The sequence below is a fragment of the Brevundimonas bacteroides DSM 4726 genome, from assembly GCF_000701445.1.
In the GTDB taxonomy this organism is placed as follows: Bacteria; Pseudomonadota; Alphaproteobacteria; order Caulobacterales; family Caulobacteraceae; genus Brevundimonas; species Brevundimonas bacteroides.
On record NZ_JNIX01000009.1, the window covers coordinates 269,402 to 285,957 of the forward strand.

At 68.2% G+C, this 16,556-nt stretch carries 16 protein-coding genes; 11 read left to right on the top strand and 5 right to left on the bottom strand.

Annotated elements, in window-relative coordinates:
- Positions 1-39 precede the first annotated feature (39 nt).
- The 3 genes from Q333_RS0108705 to Q333_RS0108715 all read left to right on the top strand — a co-directional run bounded on the left by Q333_RS0108705 (position 40) and on the right by Q333_RS0108715 (position 3,760).
- Positions 40-2,463 (top strand): TonB-dependent receptor, encoded by a 2,424-nt coding sequence (locus Q333_RS0108705; RefSeq protein ID WP_029416362.1) that lies wholly within the window; start codon positions 40-42, stop codon positions 2,461-2,463.
- A 54-nt stretch (positions 2,464-2,517) separates the two neighbouring features.
- The gene (locus tag Q333_RS0108710; protein WP_029416363.1) at positions 2,518-2,922 is read left to right on the top strand and encodes a nuclear transport factor 2 family protein; all 405 of its coding nucleotides are present in this window, start codon (positions 2,518-2,520) and stop codon (positions 2,920-2,922) included.
- Between the two features lie 61 nt (positions 2,923-2,983).
- Positions 2,984-3,760, top strand: coding sequence for an IclR family transcriptional regulator (locus Q333_RS0108715; protein WP_029416364.1), 777 nt, complete (start codon positions 2,984-2,986; stop codon positions 3,758-3,760).
- Between the two features lie 18 nt (positions 3,761-3,778).
- Here the strand turns inward: Q333_RS0108715 and desA are convergent, their stop codons facing one another.
- Both desA and Q333_RS0108725 read right to left on the bottom strand, forming a co-directional pair.
- Entirely contained in the window at positions 3,779-5,176 is a 1,398-nt protein-coding gene (desA, locus tag Q333_RS0108720) for a syringate O-demethylase (RefSeq protein WP_029416365.1), read from the bottom strand.
- A 25-nt stretch (positions 5,177-5,201) separates the two neighbouring features.
- On the bottom strand, positions 5,202-5,939 hold the full coding sequence (locus Q333_RS0108725) for an alpha/beta fold hydrolase (protein WP_029416366.1): 738 nt from the start codon (positions 5,937-5,939) through the stop codon (positions 5,202-5,204).
- A 116-nt stretch (positions 5,940-6,055) separates the two neighbouring features.
- Between Q333_RS0108725 and Q333_RS0108730 the strand changes: the two genes are divergently transcribed.
- From Q333_RS0108730 to Q333_RS0108745, 4 genes are all read left to right on the top strand, one after another.
- Positions 6,056-6,937: a methylenetetrahydrofolate reductase gene (locus tag Q333_RS0108730; protein WP_029416367.1), complete on the top strand. Its 882-nt coding sequence runs from the start codon at positions 6,056-6,058 to the stop codon at positions 6,935-6,937.
- Between the two features lie 25 nt (positions 6,938-6,962).
- Positions 6,963-7,823, top strand: a complete 861-nt coding sequence (purU, locus tag Q333_RS0108735) for a formyltetrahydrofolate deformylase (protein WP_029416368.1) — start codon at positions 6,963-6,965, stop codon at positions 7,821-7,823.
- Positions 7,823-8,698, top strand: coding sequence for a bifunctional 5,10-methylenetetrahydrofolate dehydrogenase/5,10-methenyltetrahydrofolate cyclohydrolase (locus Q333_RS0108740; RefSeq protein ID WP_029416369.1), 876 nt, complete (start codon positions 7,823-7,825; stop codon positions 8,696-8,698). The genes purU and Q333_RS0108740 overlap by 1 nt, the downstream gene beginning before the upstream one ends.
- Before the next feature lie 67 nt (positions 8,699-8,765).
- Complete coding sequence (locus tag Q333_RS0108745) at positions 8,766-10,103, top strand: MFS transporter (RefSeq protein ID WP_051651204.1); 1,338 nt, start codon at positions 8,766-8,768, stop codon at positions 10,101-10,103.
- A 58-nt stretch (positions 10,104-10,161) separates the two neighbouring features.
- On the opposite strand, the gene Q333_RS0108750 is transcribed toward Q333_RS0108745, so the two are convergent.
- A complete protein-coding gene (locus tag Q333_RS0108750) occupies positions 10,162-12,615 on the bottom strand; it encodes a S9 family peptidase (protein WP_029416371.1) in 2,454 nt (817 codons plus the stop codon).
- A 154-nt stretch (positions 12,616-12,769) separates the two neighbouring features.
- Complete coding sequence (locus Q333_RS0108755; protein WP_029416372.1) at positions 12,770-13,444, bottom strand: tetratricopeptide repeat protein; 675 nt, start codon at positions 13,442-13,444, stop codon at positions 12,770-12,772.
- A 179-nt stretch (positions 13,445-13,623) separates the two neighbouring features.
- Between Q333_RS0108755 and Q333_RS0108760 the strand changes: the two genes are divergently transcribed.
- The 3 genes from Q333_RS0108760 (at position 13,624) to Q333_RS0108770 (ending at position 14,642) form a co-directional block, all read left to right on the top strand.
- Positions 13,624-14,088 (top strand): RcnB family protein, encoded by a 465-nt coding sequence (locus tag Q333_RS0108760; protein WP_029416373.1) that lies wholly within the window; start codon positions 13,624-13,626, stop codon positions 14,086-14,088.
- A 117-nt stretch (positions 14,089-14,205) separates the two neighbouring features.
- Complete coding sequence (locus tag Q333_RS17765; protein ID WP_169738145.1) at positions 14,206-14,376, top strand: hypothetical protein; 171 nt, start codon at positions 14,206-14,208, stop codon at positions 14,374-14,376.
- On the top strand, positions 14,373-14,642 hold the full coding sequence (locus Q333_RS0108770; protein ID WP_029416374.1) for a hypothetical protein: 270 nt from the start codon (positions 14,373-14,375) through the stop codon (positions 14,640-14,642). The genes Q333_RS17765 and Q333_RS0108770 overlap by 4 nt, the downstream gene beginning before the upstream one ends.
- On the opposite strand, the gene gatB is transcribed toward Q333_RS0108770, so the two are convergent.
- The gene (gene gatB, locus Q333_RS0108775; RefSeq protein WP_029416375.1) at positions 14,639-16,108 is read right to left on the bottom strand and encodes an Asp-tRNA(Asn)/Glu-tRNA(Gln) amidotransferase subunit GatB; all 1,470 of its coding nucleotides are present in this window, start codon (positions 16,106-16,108) and stop codon (positions 14,639-14,641) included. The two genes, Q333_RS0108770 and gatB, sit on opposite strands and share 4 nt — an antisense overlap.
- Positions 16,109-16,208: 100 nt before the next feature.
- Between gatB and Q333_RS16955 the strand changes: the two genes are divergently transcribed.
- Positions 16,209-16,553, top strand: coding sequence for a hypothetical protein (locus Q333_RS16955; RefSeq protein WP_051651205.1), 345 nt, complete (start codon positions 16,209-16,211; stop codon positions 16,551-16,553).
- Positions 16,554-16,556 lie beyond the last annotated feature (3 nt).

A 16,556-nucleotide genomic window follows, 5' to 3' on the forward strand; every position in this document is an offset into this window, starting at 1 on the left:
GAGCCACCGTCAACGAAAAACGAACACCGGGAGGAAACCATGAAGATCGCATTCGGCGCGCTCGCCGCGCTGCTGGCCTCGACCAGCGCCTACGCCCAGACTGGCGTCCCTGCTCAGCAGCAGGAAGCCGCTACCGTCGACGACATCATCGTCACCGCATCCCGCCGCGAGCAGTCGCTGCAGGACGTGTCCATCGCCGTGACGGCGCTGGGCGAAGAGCGGCTGGAGAATGCCCAGGTCAACAATCTGGCGGACCTTCAGACCATCGTGCCGTCGGTGAACTTCGGTAACGACTTCAACCAGGCCAAGATCTTCATCCGCGGCGTCGGGGCCAACACCTCGACCACCGGTTCCTCGACCGGCGTGGCGCTGCACGTCGACGGCGCCTACGTCGCCCGCGCCGAGGCCCAGCTGACTTCCTTGTTCGACGTCGAGCGCGTCGAGGTCCTGCGCGGCCCGCAGGGCACGCTGTACGGACGCAACGCCGTCGGCGGCTCGGTCAACGTCATCACCGCCAAGCCGTCTGACGTGTTCGAAGGCTACGGCCGCCTGACCATCGGCAACTACAACGCATTGATCACCGAGGTCGCCATCGGCGGCCCGATCACCGACACCATCCAGTTCCGCATCGCCGGCAAGACCGAGGGCCGCGACGGCTTCGGCGAGAACCCCTTCACGGGCGCCGACGTCGATGACCTGAATCGCCGGATGTTCCGGGGCCAGATCAACTTCGACTTCACCCCGGACGTCAGCCTGCTGCTGTCGGGCGAGTACTTCCGCCAGGACGACAGCTCGGGCGCCATCCACTACCTGCGCGCCAGCTTCCCCGGTATCGCCCGTCTCCCGGCGTTCGGTCAGGGCGGCTACGCCACCGATCCGCGCGATCTGGCCAGCGAAATCCAGCCGGGCACGGACACCGAATCCTACGCCTTCACCTCGACGTTCCGGGCGAACGTCAACGAGAACCTGTCTTTCACCAACATCACCAACTTCCGCAGCTTCCAGACCTCGCTGTTCCAGGACCTGGACCTCTCTGCGGTGCAGAGCGCCTTCACGATCAACGGCTTCAACTCGACGGTTCAGGAGCGCCGCATCGACAGCGAGCAGTTCTCTACCGAGCTGCAGATGAACTACGACACCGACTTCGTGAACCTGGTGCTCGGCGGCTACTACTTCGAGGAGCAGCAGAACCCGATCGACAACGTCGGCTTCGGCCGCGCGACGGGCCTGCCCGGCACCCCGGCCATCCTGGCGCGCGACAACGTTCCGCTGGCCACGGCCTATGAGTTCTGCGGCTACGGCCCGGGCGGCACCACAGGCGGCTCGGCGATCCAGACGCCCAAGCGCGTCTGCGTCAGCTCGGACCTCCAGACCGAGGCGACGGCCCTGTTCGGTCAGGCGACGTTCGACCTGGGCATGCTGTCCGAGCAGCTGGCTGGCTTCAGCATCAAGATCGGCGGCCGCTACAGCCACGAGACGGTGACGACCGACAACGCGGGCTACATCATCCGCTATGCTCCGACCGCTCCGCTCCAGGCCCTGCCGACGCTCTACACGCCGCGCGGCGCGACCCTGACTGAGCGCACCTTCGAGGACTTCACTCCCGAAGTTGGCATCCAGTGGGAGGTCAATCCCGACCTGCTGCTGTACTATACCTACTCGGAAGGCTTCAAAGCGGGCTCGGGCGAGAATGCCTACGCATCACGCACCATCGTGGACCCCGAGGAAATCTCGAACCACGAGATCGGCGTGAAGGCGACACTCCTGGACAACCGCCTGACGCTGAACATGGCCGCCTATTCCTATGAACTGGACGGCCTGCAGCTGAACAAGACCATCACGGGCGGCCCGGCGGGCTTCACGACCATTTTCCAGAACGCCGCGCGCACCTCGGCCAACGGCTTCGAGGCGGACTTCTTCGCCGCCCCGACCGATACGGTCCGCCTGTCCGGCGGTCTGTCGTGGACCGATGCCTCGTTCGACGACTACATCACCGTCGATCCGCTCGATCCGCGCAACGTGGCCGGCGGCACGCCCTATAACCCCGTGACCAACCCCGACCCGACGGCCTTCGGCGCGCCGGGCGGCGGCAATCTCCAGCTGGCCGGCAACCGCGTGCGCAACACGCCGGAGTGGGCCTGGAGCCTGCACGGCGAGGTCGACCTGCCGTTCGTTATGCCGATGGACGGCCAGCTGACCCTGATGGGCGACGTTTCCTACAAGAGCCAGACCTTCTTCTCGGAGTTCGAGCGCGACATCGAGAGCTCGGAGGCCTACACCATGGTCGATGCCTCGGTGGTCTATGAGAGCGGCGACGGCTCGGTCTCGGCCCAGCTGTGGGCCAAGAATATCGGCGATGAAGATGTACGCGCCTCGACCTTCGCGGTCTCGACCGGCCGCCTGATCGGGGTGACCTACCTGCCGCCGCGGACCTACGGGTTCACGATCGGCTATCGCTTCTGATGCCCAAGGCCCGGGGTGGTTCGCCGCCCCGGGCCGCATCGCTTCGGGGGTCCCGTGACCGACGCCGAACGCTTCCAGATCGACTGGGCCTGCGCCCGACTGATCAATCTCTACGCCACGCTGAACGATCAGGCGCGCTGGGACGAGGTCGTCGATCTCTATGCGCCCGACGGCCTGATGACGCGGCCGACCGCGCCGGACCAACCCATTGTCGGCCGTGAAGCCCTGCTGGCCGCCTTCAAGGCCCGGCCGCCCCGCACGACCCAGCACGTCTGCGCCAACATCGTCGTGACGGTGGAAGGTCCCGACGCGGCCTCGGCCACCAGCGCCATGCTGCTGTTCACTGGCCCGGACGCCCCGCCTCTGGTCGGATCCTACCGCGATCGCTTCGTGCGGCTGGACGGCCGATGGCTGTTCTCGGAACGGAGGGGGGCGCTGAGCTTTCCGCCTTCGACCTGACCCATGACCGCCCCTCCCCCTTGCCAGTCCACCGCCGACGCCGCATGGGAAGCCTGACGCCATGACCGACGCCGCGCCCACATCGACCGTCAAATCCGCCATGCGGACGCTCGACATCCTCGAGCTTCTGGTCGCGCAGGCTCGGCCACTGGCGGCGCACGAGATCGCCACCGCCCTGGCGATTCCGGTCAGCAGCCTGTCCTACCTCCTGACGACCCTGGCCGAGCGCGGTTACGTGGAAAAGTTGGGCCGCCGCTACGGGCCGGGGCCGGGGCTGTCGCGGCTTCAGCCGGAGCGGGCGTCGGACGACGTCATCGCGCGCGCCGGACCGATCATCCGCTCGCTGCGCCTGCGTCTGAACGAGACCGTCGGCTTCTTCGTGCCCAAGGGGCATGAGGTCGAGGCCGCCGTCAGCGAGATCGGCACCCAGGCCCTGCGTTATTCACTGGAGGTCGGCCGGCGCGCGCCCATGCACGCATTCGCCGCCGGCAAGGCGATCCTGGCGACCTGGTCCGAAGACGAACTGGCGGAGTATCTCGCCACTTCGGAACGCGAGGCCTTCACCCGCCACACCCTGACAGCCGAGGCCGAGCTACGTCAGGAAATCGAAACCATCCGCAGGAACGGCTGGGCCCGAACGCGCGACGAACACACTCCGGGCATCCAGGGCATGGCGCGCGTCGTCATGGCGGGCGGCCGGGCGGCGGGCGCGATCAGCCTCGCCATCCCCCTGCCCCGCGTCACGCCCGCGTTCGAGGCCCAGGCGATCGAGGCGCTGAAGCACGCCGTCGACCTCTTGGAACATCCCGACGAGGCGGAGCGGAAGCCGGCGGCCTGAGCCGCCGGCCCGTCTCCATCAGGCGACCTTGCGGTTGCGCCAGCTGTCGGCGTAGGCGTCGCGCGCCACTTCCGAATAGGGCACGGGGCTGACCGTCGCGCGGATCTCGGCCTGGACGTGGCGCTCCACCGTGGGCTTCCTCGACCCGCCGTTCTCCTCGCCCCACAGCAGGGTGACCTGGGTACCCGGCTTGGCGTGCTCGGCGTCCAGCATGGCCAGGGTCAGGCCACGGCCCTCGTTGGCGCTGTAGCCGACCCAGGTCGACAGACCGACGTCCTTGCCGCCCGCGCCCAGCACCCGGTCGAACTGGTGCATGGTGTAGACCGCCGACGGGAACTCGAAGAACTTCGCGCGGTCGCCCTTCTGGAAGTAGGAGCTCATGATCCGCACCAGGTCCTCGCTGTCGAGCGCGAGGGTGACCTTCTGGCGGTGCGGCCCGGCCTGCTTCTTCTCCAGCGCTTCCTTGCCGATGAAGTCGTGGTCGAACTTGACGAAGGGGCCGTACCCGAGGTCCCACGGGGTCAGATAGTAGTCCTCAATGTTGTCCGAGTAGAAGCTGCCGCCCAGCGACGCCTTGCCCTCATAGCTCGTGGCCGGCAGCCACTCGCGGTAGGGCCGCATGGCCTCGCCGGTGTAGACGGCCGGCAGCGGCGACGGGATCCAGCCGGACTCCAGCGTGTTGGACGAATAGGTCCGGCCACCCACCAGCTTCAGGCCGAAGTCGGCGCCTGCGGCCACCAGGGCGGCGTGCACCTCGTCGCGCTCCTCCCACGGTCCGAACAGTTCGAAGCCCGGCTGGCCGGCCATGCCGTGACGCAGCGCCCGCACCTGACGACCGGCGATGGTCAGGGTCGTCATGTGGAAGAACTTCAGCTCCGGCGGCGTGTGACCCAGCGCCTTCTCCATCAGCTTCATCGCGTTCGGGCCCTGGATCTGGTACCGGTACGACTTGCGGGTCTGGGGGTCGGGGCGGACCGCGGTGCGCTCGTCGCGGGCGACGCGCACGTCCCAGCCGCCGGTCGCGGCGTGGTACTCGACCCACTCGATGGTCGGAGCACGGCCCACGAGGTTGAAGGTATTTTCGGCCAGATAAAACAGGATGACGTCGCCGATGACGTAGCCGTCGTGGCTGACCGGGACGAACTGCTTGGCGCGGTCGGGCACAAAACCCTTGAAGCTGTTGATGCCCAGGCTGTTCAGCATGGCGAAGGCGTCGGGGCCTTCCACCAGCAGGTCCACCATGTGGTAGCTCTGGTTGAACAGGACACAGGTCTGCTGCCAGGCGATCTGCTCGTCGCGCCAGTTGCTGTATTCAGCCGGGACGCCCGGATAGGCGTTCGGACCCGCCTGCTGATTCCTCAGGAAATCGGGGATGTTTTTGACGCCGTTCAGGACGTCCTGCAGGCTCTGGGTCATGGGGTCTCCTCCTTGAGTTTCTTGTTCAGGCGACGTGTCGAACGGGAAGCGAAACGGGGTCTGCCGCCAGCCAGTCGACTACGGCGGCGACGAAGGCGGCGGGGGCTTCAGCGGGCAGCATGTGGCCCGCGCCCTCGATGATCTTCAGGGTCGCACCGGGAATGGCCGCGGCGATGGCGCGGTGCTGGTCGGGCGGGCTCCACTGATCCTCGGAGCCGACCAGCACGAGGGTCGGACAGCCGATGGTCGGAAGCAGACGTTCGACCTCGGGCCGATGCAGCAGGGCCTTGATCTGATGCGCGAAGGTTTCCACGCCCGCCTGAATACACATGGTCCGCAGCGGCCGGATCAGCGCCTCGTCGGCGCGACGGTCCGGGGCCACCATCGGCGGCAGCCACCGATCGACCAGGGCCTCCGCGCCCTCGGCCAGACCGATGTCCAGCAGGGCGTGACGCGCGTTCGCCTCGCCCGGCCGGGTCAGATGCACCCCGGTCGACACCAGGCCCAGCCGCTCCACGCGATGGGGATGACGCCGCACGATCTCCAGCGCCACCCGCGCGCCCATGGAATGGCCCAGCAGCGAGACCCGCTCCGGCGCGCCTTGAAGCGCCCGCTCGGCCATGTCGGTCAGGGTATCGGCGTCGCCGTAACCCATCGGAGCGATGACGGGCAGGGACAAAGACAGGATTTCGGTCGGCCAGACCCGCGCATCGCACAGCAGACCGGGCAGGAGCAGAAGCGGCGCGGCCGACGATCCAGACATGTCCCCTCCTATCGCTCTTTTGCTTCACATACCTGAACTCTTCATCTATACGAATAAAAAGACGCCCGCTAGAGGCTGTCGCAGGGGTCGTCGCAGGACGACCGACGGGAGGCCCCATGCTGGACGTCACGCGACCAGACACCATCACCGCCCCGCGCCTCGGCGCGCTGCTGAAGCATTTCTCGCTGGAGATGACGGCCAAGGACGTCCCGGCGCTCGAGGAAGCCGCCGGCGTCATTCCGCCGGGCACGCGCATCGCCATCGCCTTCCTGCCCGGCGAGACCTTTGAACAGCGTCTGCACGCGGCTGTCCGCGTGCGGGCACTCGGTTTCGACCCCGCCCCTCACCTCTCGGCGCGGCGCATCGCGTCGGAGACTGAGCTCCGCACCTTCCTCGAACAGCTCGCCGACCAGGCCGCGATCCGTCGTCTGTTCGTCGTCGCCGGCGATCCGCCCGAGCCGATGGGCCCCTACTTCGACGCCCTGTCGCTGATTCGGTCCGGCATGCTGGCCGATCTGGGGCTGGAGAGCGTCGGCGTCTCCGGCTATCCCGAGGGGCATCCCGACATCGGCGAGCCAGCGCTCTGGGGCGCCATGTTCGACAAGCGCGAAGCGCTGGCTGAGCTCGACATCTCCATGACGATCCTGACCCAGTTCGGCTTCGATCCCGACCCCATCGTCGACTGGGTCGGCAAGGTTCGCGGCCACGGCGTCGACGCCCTAATCCGCATCGGCGTGCCAGGTCCGGCGGGGATCAAGACCCTGATGCGCTTCGCCGCCCGCTGCGGCGTCGGCGCCTCCGCCAAGGTCATGAGCCGCTATGGCCTGTCGATCACCAACCTGATCGGCTCGGCTGGTCCCGACCGCCTGGTCCACGACCTGGCAGGACAACTGGACCTGGAGCGCCACGGCCCGCTCAGCCTGCACTTCTATCCCTTCGGCGGTATCGCCAAGACCGCCCAGTGGGTCAGCGACTTCCGCGCCGCCCACGCCGCCTGACCCCTTTTCGGAGACCGCGCCCCGCATGTCCGACATCTGCGTCCTGACCCTGTCCTGCGACGACCAGCCGGGTCTCGTCGCCAAGGTCGCCGGCTTCCTGTTCGAGCACGGCGCCAACATCCTGGAAGCGGGCCAGTTCGACGACCGTGACGCCGGTCGGTTCTTCATGCGGGTGCTGTTTGAACTGGCGGCCGACGCCGAGGGTGTCGAGACGCTGCGCCAGGCCTTCGCCCCGATCGCCTCGGCCCACGCCATGACCTGGACGCTGCGCAACACCGCCGAGAAGCGGCGCGTGCTGATGCTGGTGTCCAAGTTCGACCACTGCCTCGGCGACCTGCTCTACCGCGAGCGCACCGGCGAGCTGCCGATGCAGGTGGTCGGCATCGTGTCGAACCATCCGCGCGAGGTGCTGAAGATCTCGCTCATCGGCGACATCCCCTTCCATCACCTGCCGATCACGCCCGACACCAAGCCCCACCAGGAAGCCGCCATCAAGCGCATCGTCGAGGAGACCGGCGCCGAGCTGGTCGTGCTCGCCCGCTACATGCAGGTGCTTTCCGACGATATGGCGGGATATCTGTCCGGCCGCTGCATCAACATCCACCACAGCTTCCTGCCGGGCTTCAAGGGGGCCAAGCCCTATCACCAGGCGCACAAGCGCGGCGTGAAGATGATCGGCGCGACGGCCCACTACGTCACCGCCGACCTGGATGAAGGCCCGATCATCGCCCAGGACGTGGAGACCATCACCCACGCCGACCGACCCGACGACCTCGTCCGAAAGGGCCGCGACATCGAACGGCGCGTGCTGGCCAAGGCGGTCGCTTACCACCTGCAGGATCGGGTGCTGTTGAACGGCTCCAAGACCGTGGTCTTCAGCGACTGATGGCCCGCGCCGCGCCCATCCTCGACGGGCGCGCGGTCGCCGCCGACCTGACCGCCCGGGTTGCGGCCGACGTCGCCGATCTGGCTGCCTGGGGCGTCACGCCGGGTCTCGCCGTCGTTCTGGTCGGCGAAGATCCCGCCAGCCAGGTGTATGTCCGCCGCAAGGTCGCCGAGACGCGCCGGGTCGGCATGCGCTCCATCGAGCACCGCCTGCCCGCCAGCACGGATCAGGACACCCTGCTTAGGCTGGTCGACGCCGTGAACCGTGACCCCGAAGTCCACGGCATCCTGGTCCAGCTGCCGCTGCCGGCCCAGATCGATGCCGCCGCCGTCCTCGACGCCATCGATCCGCGAAAGGACGTGGACGGCTTTCATCCCGTCAACGTGGGCCGCCTGTCGATCGGCGGGGGCCTGATCCCCTGCACGCCGCTGGGCTGCATGATGCTGCTGGATCAGATCATCTCCGACTTCCGGGGCCTGAACGCGGTGGTGATCGGCAAGTCCAACATCGTCGGCAAGCCGGTGGCGCTCCTGCTGCTCGACCGCGAGTGCACCGTCACCGTGACCCACATCCTGACCAGGGGCCTGCCCGAGATCGCGCGCCGCGCCGACATCCTGGTGGTCGCGGCCGGCAGCCCCGGCCTGGTGCGGGGCGACTGGATCAAGCCGGGCGCCGTGGTCATCGACGTCGGCATCAACCGGATCACGGACGCGAACGGCAAGTCCCGGCTGGTCGGCGATGTGGCGGCGGACGAGGCGGGACACGCGGCCTGGCTGACGCCCGTGCCGGGCGGCGTCGGCCCCATGACCATCGCCTGCCTTCTGTCCAACACCGCCAGCGCCGCCCGCGCCGGCCTGCGACGGCAGGCGGCATGACGACGCCCCCAGTTCTGCTAAGCATTCAACAGACGGCCCGTCAGAGGCCGCGCAGGGAGACGACTCAATGGTGACGGACCCCAGGGCCCTCGTCGATCAGGCGCGCATGTCGCGATTCCAGTGGACCGTGGTCCTCCTGATGATCGGGTTGAACGCGCTGGACGGCTTCGACGTCCTGTCGATCAGCTATGCCTCGCCCGGCATCGCGGCGGACTGGGGCATCGACCGGGCGGCGCTGGGCATCGTCCTGTCGATGGAACTGGTCGGCATGGCGTTCGGGTCGCTGCTGCTCGGCAATGTCGCCGACGCCATCGGGCGGCGAAAGACCATCCTCGGCTGTTTGGTCGTCATGTCGGGCGGCATGTTCGCCGCAGCCACCGCCACCGACATCACCACGCTCTGCATTTACCGCGTCATCACGGGCCTGGGCATCGGCGGCATGCTGGCCTCGATCAACGCCGCGGTGGCCGAGGCCGCCAACGCCAAGCGTCGCGCCCTCTGCGTCGTCCTGATGTCGGCGGGCCTGCCGTTTGGCTCGGTCCTGGGCGGCCTGGTGTCGGGCGAACTGCTGAAGGTCTACGACTGGCCCGCGGTCTTCATCCTGGGCGGTGTAGCCACGGCCTGCTTCATTCCACTGGTCCTTTGGCTGGCCCCTGAGTCCATCGCCTTCGAGATGCACAAGCGCGGACCCGGCGCGCTGGAGCGCATCAACAAGACCCTGAAGCGCATGGGCCACGCCGCCATCGAGGCCCTGCCCGACGCGCCCGCGATCAAGCCCAAGGCGGGCATGGCGTTGCTGTTTTCACCGAACTTCGCGGCGCTCGCCCTGCTGCTGGCGGCGTCCTACTTCGCCCACATCATCACCTTCTACTACATCATCAAGTGGATCCCGAAGATCGTGGTGGACATGGGCTTCCCGCCTCCCACTGCCGCAGGGGTGCTGGTCTGGGCCAGCATCGGCGGCGCGCTCGGGGCCCTGACCCTGGGCCTGATGACGCTGAAGGCGCGGGTCACCGGCCTGACGATCGGAGCCATGCTGCTGTCGACGGTCGCCGTCATCGGCTTTGGCCAAGGCTGGGAGACGCTGGACGAGATCTCCATCGCTGCGGCCGTGGCGGGCTTCTTCACCAACGCCCCGATCGTCGGCCTCTACGCCATCGTGGCCCAGTCCTTCCCGACCGAGCTACGGGCGACCGCAACAGGCTTCATCATCGGCGTCGGACGCGGAGGAGCGGCTCTGGCCCCCGTCATCGCCGGTTTCCTGTTCCAAGCGGGGTGGACCCTGCCGACCGTGTCCACCATTCTGGGGCTGGGGGCGACCGTTGCCGCGATCATGCTGTTCCTGGCCCGGAAGGGCATCGCGGGGAACAGCGGCGCTCCGCCCAGGGCCGGCGCGACGGCCTGAGCGAAGCGCCCTGGCCGCCATCACCCCGCCGCGATCAGGCCCAGCGCGGCGGCCCGCCTCACGGCTGGCCGGCGGCCGGAGCGGTCTTCACATGGCGATCCAGCCAGTCGACCATCTCCCACAGGGTGTGGCCGACGGATTCCCGCGCCCGATACCCGTGCGCCTCATGCGGCAGCACCACGTAACGCGCCGTCGCCCCTGTCCCCTTCAGCGCCGCGTAGAACCGCTCGGACTGGACCGGGAAGGTGCCGGAGTTGTCGTCGGCCTCGCCATGGATCAGCAGGATCGGCTCGTTGATCCGGTTGGCATAGGTGAAGGGCGACATCTCCGCATAGGTGTCGGTCGCCTCCCAATAGGTCCGCTGCTCGGCCTGGAAGCCGAACGGCGTCAGCGTCCGGTTATAGGCGCCCGACCGCGCGATCCCGGCCCGGAACAGGTCGGTGTGGGCCAGCAGATTCGCCGTCATGAAGGCGCCGTAGCTGTGGCCGCCCACGGCGATTCGGTTCCGGTCGGCCACGCCCATGCCGACGACCGCATCGACCGCCGCCTGGGCGCTGGCCGACAACTGTTCGATGTAGGTGTCGTTGGGCTCGGCCCCGTCCACGCCGACGATGGGCATGGAGGGATCGTCCAGCACGGCATAGCCCTGAGTCAGCAGGAACAGATGGCTGGACCCGCCCGGCCGCACGAAGCGGTTGTCGGTGTCGACCACCTGTCCGGCTACGGCCGCGTCGGTGAACTCCGCCGGATAGGCCCACATCACCAGCGGCAGCGGCCCATCGCGCGCCGCGTCGTATCCGGCGGGCAGATACAGCGTGCCCGACAGCTGCACCCCGTCGGCGCGGCTGTAGGTGATGGTCTGACGCGTCACCCCGGCCAGCTGCGGCGCCGGATCGGGGAAGGTCGTCAGCGACTGGGGCTCGGCCGCGTCCAGATCGCGGATGACCATATTGGGCGGGGCCACCTGGGTTTCACGCCGCGACACGAACCGGCGACCGTCGTCGTCCAGCAGGCCAACGATGGTCTCATAGCTCCCGGGGGCCGAGCGCCACAGCTCGGTCCGCTCGCCGGTGTCCAGGTTCATCCGCGCCAGGAAGGGATACTCCCCCTGCCGCGTCGCGCCGGAGCCGTCCATCAGGATGGTCCGTCCCTCGCCCGCGAAGGTCATGACCGGCCGCCCCGCCGCGTTGGGCTCGGTCAGCGGCGTGCCCGGGTCGTTGTAGCGGTCCTGATAGTTCCGCTCGACGATCACCCGGCCTTCGCCCGGATTGGACGGATCGACCAGGAAACGGGTCTCGTGCCGGGTATTGAACCAGCGGCTGTAGACGATGGCCGTGTCGTCCCGGCCCCAGCTGACACCGGCATAGCGTTCCGGCAGGTCGATCAGCCGCATCGGCGCCGCACTGAACGGCGCGGCCTGCATGAAGACCCGGTCGCGCACTTCGGCCTGGCCGCGCGGATCGCCCCCGTCCTGCGCCTCGGCCCAGACGAGCGTCGCGGGCGCATCGGCCCGCCAGCTGACCGAGCGCGGCCCGGTCGCCACCGCGTCGAACGGCGGCGGGATGTTGTCGCGCAGCGGCAGGTCCGCGACCCGGTGCACCACTCGCCCCGTCAGGTCCGTGACCACGATGTCCGTCGGGAACAGGCCCGCCGGCGTGGCGTAGCTGTAGGGCCGCTTGACGCGCGTCTGCAGGATGTAGCGCCCGTCCGGCGAGATCGACGCCCCGAGCACGATCCCCGGCTCGCCGACCGGCGTCAGCCGCCCGTCCAGGCTCGCCAGCGTCGGCTGGGCGGTGAAGTAGTGGTCGAACAGCCGCTCATCGGCCGGGCTACCCAGCAGGTCCTGATAGGTCCGCACCGGCCGCGCCGATCCGCCGGTCTGCTCCACGATCGGCCCGGTCGGCGCCGCTTTCGGCGCCGGTGCCGCGCTGCGCCCGGCCGGGACCGCACGGAACAGGATCGAGCGGCTGTCCGGCGCCCACTCCACGCCGGCGCCCGCCGCCGCATTGACCACGGCCCCGGTCAGGACTGAGGCCGCGCCCGTCCGCGCATCCACGACCCACAGCTCGAGCCCGTCGGCGGCGTCCTTCAGGATCGCCACCTTGCCCCCGTCCGGCGACCAGGTCGGGGAAATGAAGCGCGATCCCGCCGGCAGGGCGGCGGCGACTTCCGCCCCGCTCGCCACGTCCTTGAAGGTGATGGAGGTCAGCCACGCGACCCGCCCGTTCGCCGGCCCGTTGTTCCGAGGATTGATCCGATACCCCGCCAGCCTCAGCGACGGCTCCGCCAGCTCGGAGATCGGCGGCAGATTGGCTCGGCCGAACAGCGCCAGCCGCTGCCTGTCCGGCCCCAGGCTCGCCAGCGGCGTCGGCTCGGCGTCCAGGATGTCGGCGATGGGCTGGGGCGGCTGCTGATAGACCGCCGCGTCTCCCGGCGTCTGCGCCAAAACCGGCGCCGAGACCGCCACCAGGGCCGCGCTCGCGACCGCTAGACCTAGACGAAAAACCGACATCAGAACCCCGCCTGCTGGCCTCGCGCGGCCATGCCGCGCACGCCGGAAACAGCCCGGCGCAGGCGACAATCGACCGCGAAGTGGACGCGGATGCAAGAACTCCGGATTCGAAAGCTTGTCATCCCGCGCCCAAGGGCCCGTCGTGCCTGCCAGTTCAGAAGGGATAGGACGGCGTGCACGATCCCTGGACGGTGGACAGCTGCTCGCAACCTTCAAGGCCGCGCTGCGCCGTAACCGTCAAAGCATGTACGTTGGGTTGCTCGTGGGGTCCCAGGCAGCCGAGGTAGGGCTGGATGAGCCGCAGGCCCTCGGTACCGAGAAAATAGCTGTACTGGTAGGTCGCGCGCGGACCGGGAGCCGATCCGTCCGCGAGACGCGAGGGCATGGGATACTGCGTGACGAAAACGCCGAAATCAGCCTCGAAGGCCGCCATCGTCTGATCGGGGGTCATTCTGCATTGGCCTGCGGCGGCCGCCCCGGCTCCGTCGTCGTCCATTCCGAGTTGTCGGCGCGCGAGGGCTCGGGCGTCGGCGATCATTTCGCGGGTGGGATAGCGATACTGGTCATGTCCCTGAGCGGCGAGATCGAGGTCCGCGAGCGCCCGCTGCCAGTCACCCAACTGGATATAGGCCAGGCCGCGCGCGGCGAACAACTGGGGATGCCGGTTGCCGGTGGTGTTGTGAATATTGGTGCAGCCCCGCACGATATCGCTGGGTGTCGCCCCCCCGTCCCCAGCACAGGCGATGAGGTCCTCATTGCTCTGGCTGATCAGAGCGGGAGACGAGATCGTCCCGGCGAAGAGCAGAGAGGTCAAGATTAGCGCCAGCATGAAGGCGTCCCTTCGACGAACATTGATCGTCAGACTGGTGGTCGAAGTGGCCCAGGACAAGCCTGCATCTTGCAGGGCCTGTTCAGCGTGGGTTCATCCGCCGCCAACGACCATGCACGGCAGTCGGGCTTTCCCCGCGCGCGGCCCACGTCACTCGCGGGTGTGTATGGAGAACGAACATGAAGACCAGGACCCTGATCATTGGCGCCCTGGCCACCTTGGCCACCGTGGCGGCTCCGATGGCGGCGTCGGCCCAGCAGTGGCGGGGCGACCACGATCGCGACGGCCGCTACGAGCGGTGGGAGCGGCGTTCGGATCGCAACCGCTACGACGGCGGGCGCTACACGGAGCGTGAACGCTACAACGACTGGCGTCGCGGCCAGCGCGACCAGTACCGCGATGATCGCCGCTACGGCTACCGCGACGGCCCGCCTTACGGCAACGCCTATGGCTACCACCGGAACCGCTGGTATCGCGGTGCGACCATTCCCTACGACTATCGCAGCCGCTGGTACGTGCGGGACTACAACCGCTACGGCTACGCTCCGCCGCCGCGCGGCTACGGGTACTACCGCACGGACACGGGCGACATCGTACTCGCGGCCATCGCCACCGGCGTGATCATCTCGCTGCTGAACGACTAAGCGCGGCGTCCAAGCCAATGATGGGCCCGTCCGGAGCGATCCGGGCGGGCCTTATCGTATCCTCAGTACCGGAACCCCATGCGTCGCCCCCGGTTGTAGACCCCAGAGGAGACCGCAATGACCGACCCCCGACCCGACCAAGTCAAGCAGAACCCGAACGACCAAGCCGAAACGCCCAAGCCTCGCGATCCCGATCCGCGCATGGGCGAAGCGCCCGCCAAGCCGGCGACGGGCGGCGAAGGCGCGGCCGGCGCCGGCGGCCCCGACGGCTTCGGAACCGGCACATGAGCATGCGCTTCTTCAAGGTCGCGCTCGACGGCCCCCACGGCCGCCGCGAGATTGTCGTCCCCTCCCCGACCGAGGTCCAGGCCGGCGACGCCGCCGCCGTCGAGGCCCGGCCTGGCGAGGCCATCGCCGGCATCACTGAGGTGGACAGCGAGTATCAGCACGCCGACGCCCTGCCGCCGACGACCCAGACCGCCCAGATGCCCCAGCCGCCCAGCTTCGAGCCGGTCGACCGCGACCGGACGAACCTCGACCCGAGCCGGACCTAGAGCCCCAGCTTGGCCTTCAGGATGTCATTGACGGCGGCGGGGTTCGCCTTGCCGCCGGTTGCCTTCATGACCTGACCGACGAACCAGCCGATCGCCTGGGGCTTCTCGGCGACGGCAGCGGCCTTGTCCGGATTGGCGGCGATGATCTCGTCGACGGCCTTTTCGATCGCGCCGGTGTCGGTGACCTGCTTCAAGCCATGCTTTTCGACCACCTCGGCGGGTGAGCCCTCGCCGTTCCAGACGTGGTCGAAGACCTCCTTGGCGATCTTGGACGAGATCGTCCCGTCTTCGATCAGCGCCACAAGCTCGGCGATGTGCGCCGCCGGCACCGGGCTCTCCGAAAAGTCCTTGCCGTCCGCCGCCAGCCGCGCCGACAGCTCGTTCGTCACCCAGTTCGCCACCAGCTTGGCGTCGCGCCCCTTGGCCGCCGCCTCGAAGTAGTCCGCCTTGGCCTGTTCGGAGATCAGGACGACCGCGTCGTACTGCGACAGACCGTACTGCTCCATCAGCCGCCGACGCTTCTCGTCGGGCAGCTCGGGCAGACTGGCCTTGATCTCGTCGATCCACGCCTGCTCCAGCTCCAGCGGCAGCAGGTCGGGGTCGGGGAAGTAGCGATAGTCGTTCGCCTCCTCCTTGGACCGCATCGACCGCGTCTCGCCCTTCACCGGATCGAACAGCCGGGTTTCCTGAATGATCGAGCCCCCGTCCTCCAGGATCTCGATCTGGCGGCGCGCCTCATACTGGATCGCCTGAGAAATGAAGCGGAAGCTGTTGACGTTCTTGATCTCGCAGCGCGTTCCGAACGGTTCGCCGGGCCGCCGCACCGACACGTTCACGTCGGCGCGCAGATTGCCCTTCTCCATGTCGCCGTCGCAGGTGCCCAGATAGATCAGGATGGTCCGGATCTTCTTGACGTAGGCGACGGCCTCCTCAGGGCTGCGCAGATCCGGCTTGGAGACGATCTCCATCAGGGCCGTGCCCGCACGGTTCAGGTCGACGTAGCTCTCGGTCGGCGACAGGTCGTGGATCAGCTTGCCCGCGTCCTGCTCGAGGTGCAGCCGCTCGATGCCGACGTTGAAGAAGCTGCCGTCCTCGGCCTCGACCTCGACCACGCCCTCGCCGACGATGGGGAAATAGAGCTGGCTGATCTGATAGCCGGTCGGCAGGTCGGGATAGAAATAGTTCTTCCGGTCGAACTGGCTGCGATTGTTGATCTTCGCCTTCAGGCCCAGCCCCGTCTTGACCGCCTGCTCGACGCAGTAACGGTTCAGCGTCGGCAGCATGCCGGGAAAGCCCGCATCGACCAGCGACACCTGCTCGTTCGGCCCCGCGCCGAAGCCCACGGCCGCGCCGGAGAACAGCTTGGCCTTCGACGCCACCTGGGCGTGGATCTCCAGGCCCATGACGATCTCCCAGGGTCCGGTGCGCCCCTGGATCAGCTTCGGATTGGTCAGAGTGTCGGTCATCCGCCGTGATTAGCGCCGCCGCACGACCAACGGAAGGTCGTGTCTTGAGCCTGTCGCGATTTCAGGATCATCTGCGCCTTCCCCAAACGGAGCCTGATCCATGAAGTCCCTCCTTCTCGCCGCCACCGTCATCGCCATTGCCCCGGCCGCCGTGGCCCAGCAGGCCGCGCCTGCCCAGGACCATTCAAACCACGGCAACCACGCCAATCACGCCGCCCCGGCCGCGGCTCGCCCGACGATCACCAGCTCGATCAAGGACCTGCTCGCCAATCCTGAGACCGCGGCTGTCATGGAAAAGCACCTGCCCGGCGTCGCCAATCACCCCATGCGGCCTCAGTTCGAGGACATGACGCTGGCCCAGGTCATGCCCCTGTCGGGCGGCGCCATCACCCAGGCGACCATCGACGCCATCGACACCGACCTGAAGGCGCTCCCGGCTTCCTGATCG

Coding starts and splice junctions, on each gene's coding strand:
- Q333_RS0108705 (WP_029416362.1), top strand. CDS start 40: ATGAAGATCGCATTCGGCGCGCTCGCCGCGCTGCTGGCCTCGACCAGC.
- Q333_RS0108715 (WP_029416364.1), top strand. CDS start 2,984: ATGACCGACGCCGCGCCCACATCGACCGTCAAATCCGCCATGCGGACG.
- desA (WP_029416365.1), bottom strand. CDS start 5,176: ATGACCCAGAGCCTGCAGGACGTCCTGAACGGCGTCAAAAACATCCCC.
- Q333_RS0108725 (WP_029416366.1), bottom strand. CDS start 5,939: ATGTCTGGATCGTCGGCCGCGCCGCTTCTGCTCCTGCCCGGTCTGCTG.
- Q333_RS0108730 (WP_029416367.1), top strand. CDS start 6,056: ATGCTGGACGTCACGCGACCAGACACCATCACCGCCCCGCGCCTCGGC.
- purU (WP_029416368.1), top strand. CDS start 6,963: ATGTCCGACATCTGCGTCCTGACCCTGTCCTGCGACGACCAGCCGGGT.
- Q333_RS0108740 (WP_029416369.1), top strand. CDS start 7,823: ATGGCCCGCGCCGCGCCCATCCTCGACGGGCGCGCGGTCGCCGCCGAC.
- Q333_RS0108745 (WP_051651204.1), top strand. CDS start 8,766: ATGGTGACGGACCCCAGGGCCCTCGTCGATCAGGCGCGCATGTCGCGA.
- Q333_RS0108750 (WP_029416371.1), bottom strand. CDS start 12,615: ATGTCGGTTTTTCGTCTAGGTCTAGCGGTCGCGAGCGCGGCCCTGGTG.
- Q333_RS0108755 (WP_029416372.1), bottom strand. CDS start 13,444: ATGCTGGCGCTAATCTTGACCTCTCTGCTCTTCGCCGGGACGATCTCG.
- Q333_RS0108760 (WP_029416373.1), top strand. CDS start 13,624: ATGAAGACCAGGACCCTGATCATTGGCGCCCTGGCCACCTTGGCCACC.
- Q333_RS17765 (WP_169738145.1), top strand. CDS start 14,206: ATGACCGACCCCCGACCCGACCAAGTCAAGCAGAACCCGAACGACCAA.
- Q333_RS0108770 (WP_029416374.1), top strand. CDS start 14,373: ATGAGCATGCGCTTCTTCAAGGTCGCGCTCGACGGCCCCCACGGCCGC.
- gatB (WP_029416375.1), bottom strand. CDS start 16,108: ATGACCGACACTCTGACCAATCCGAAGCTGATCCAGGGGCGCACCGGA.
- Q333_RS16955 (WP_051651205.1), top strand. CDS start 16,209: ATGAAGTCCCTCCTTCTCGCCGCCACCGTCATCGCCATTGCCCCGGCC.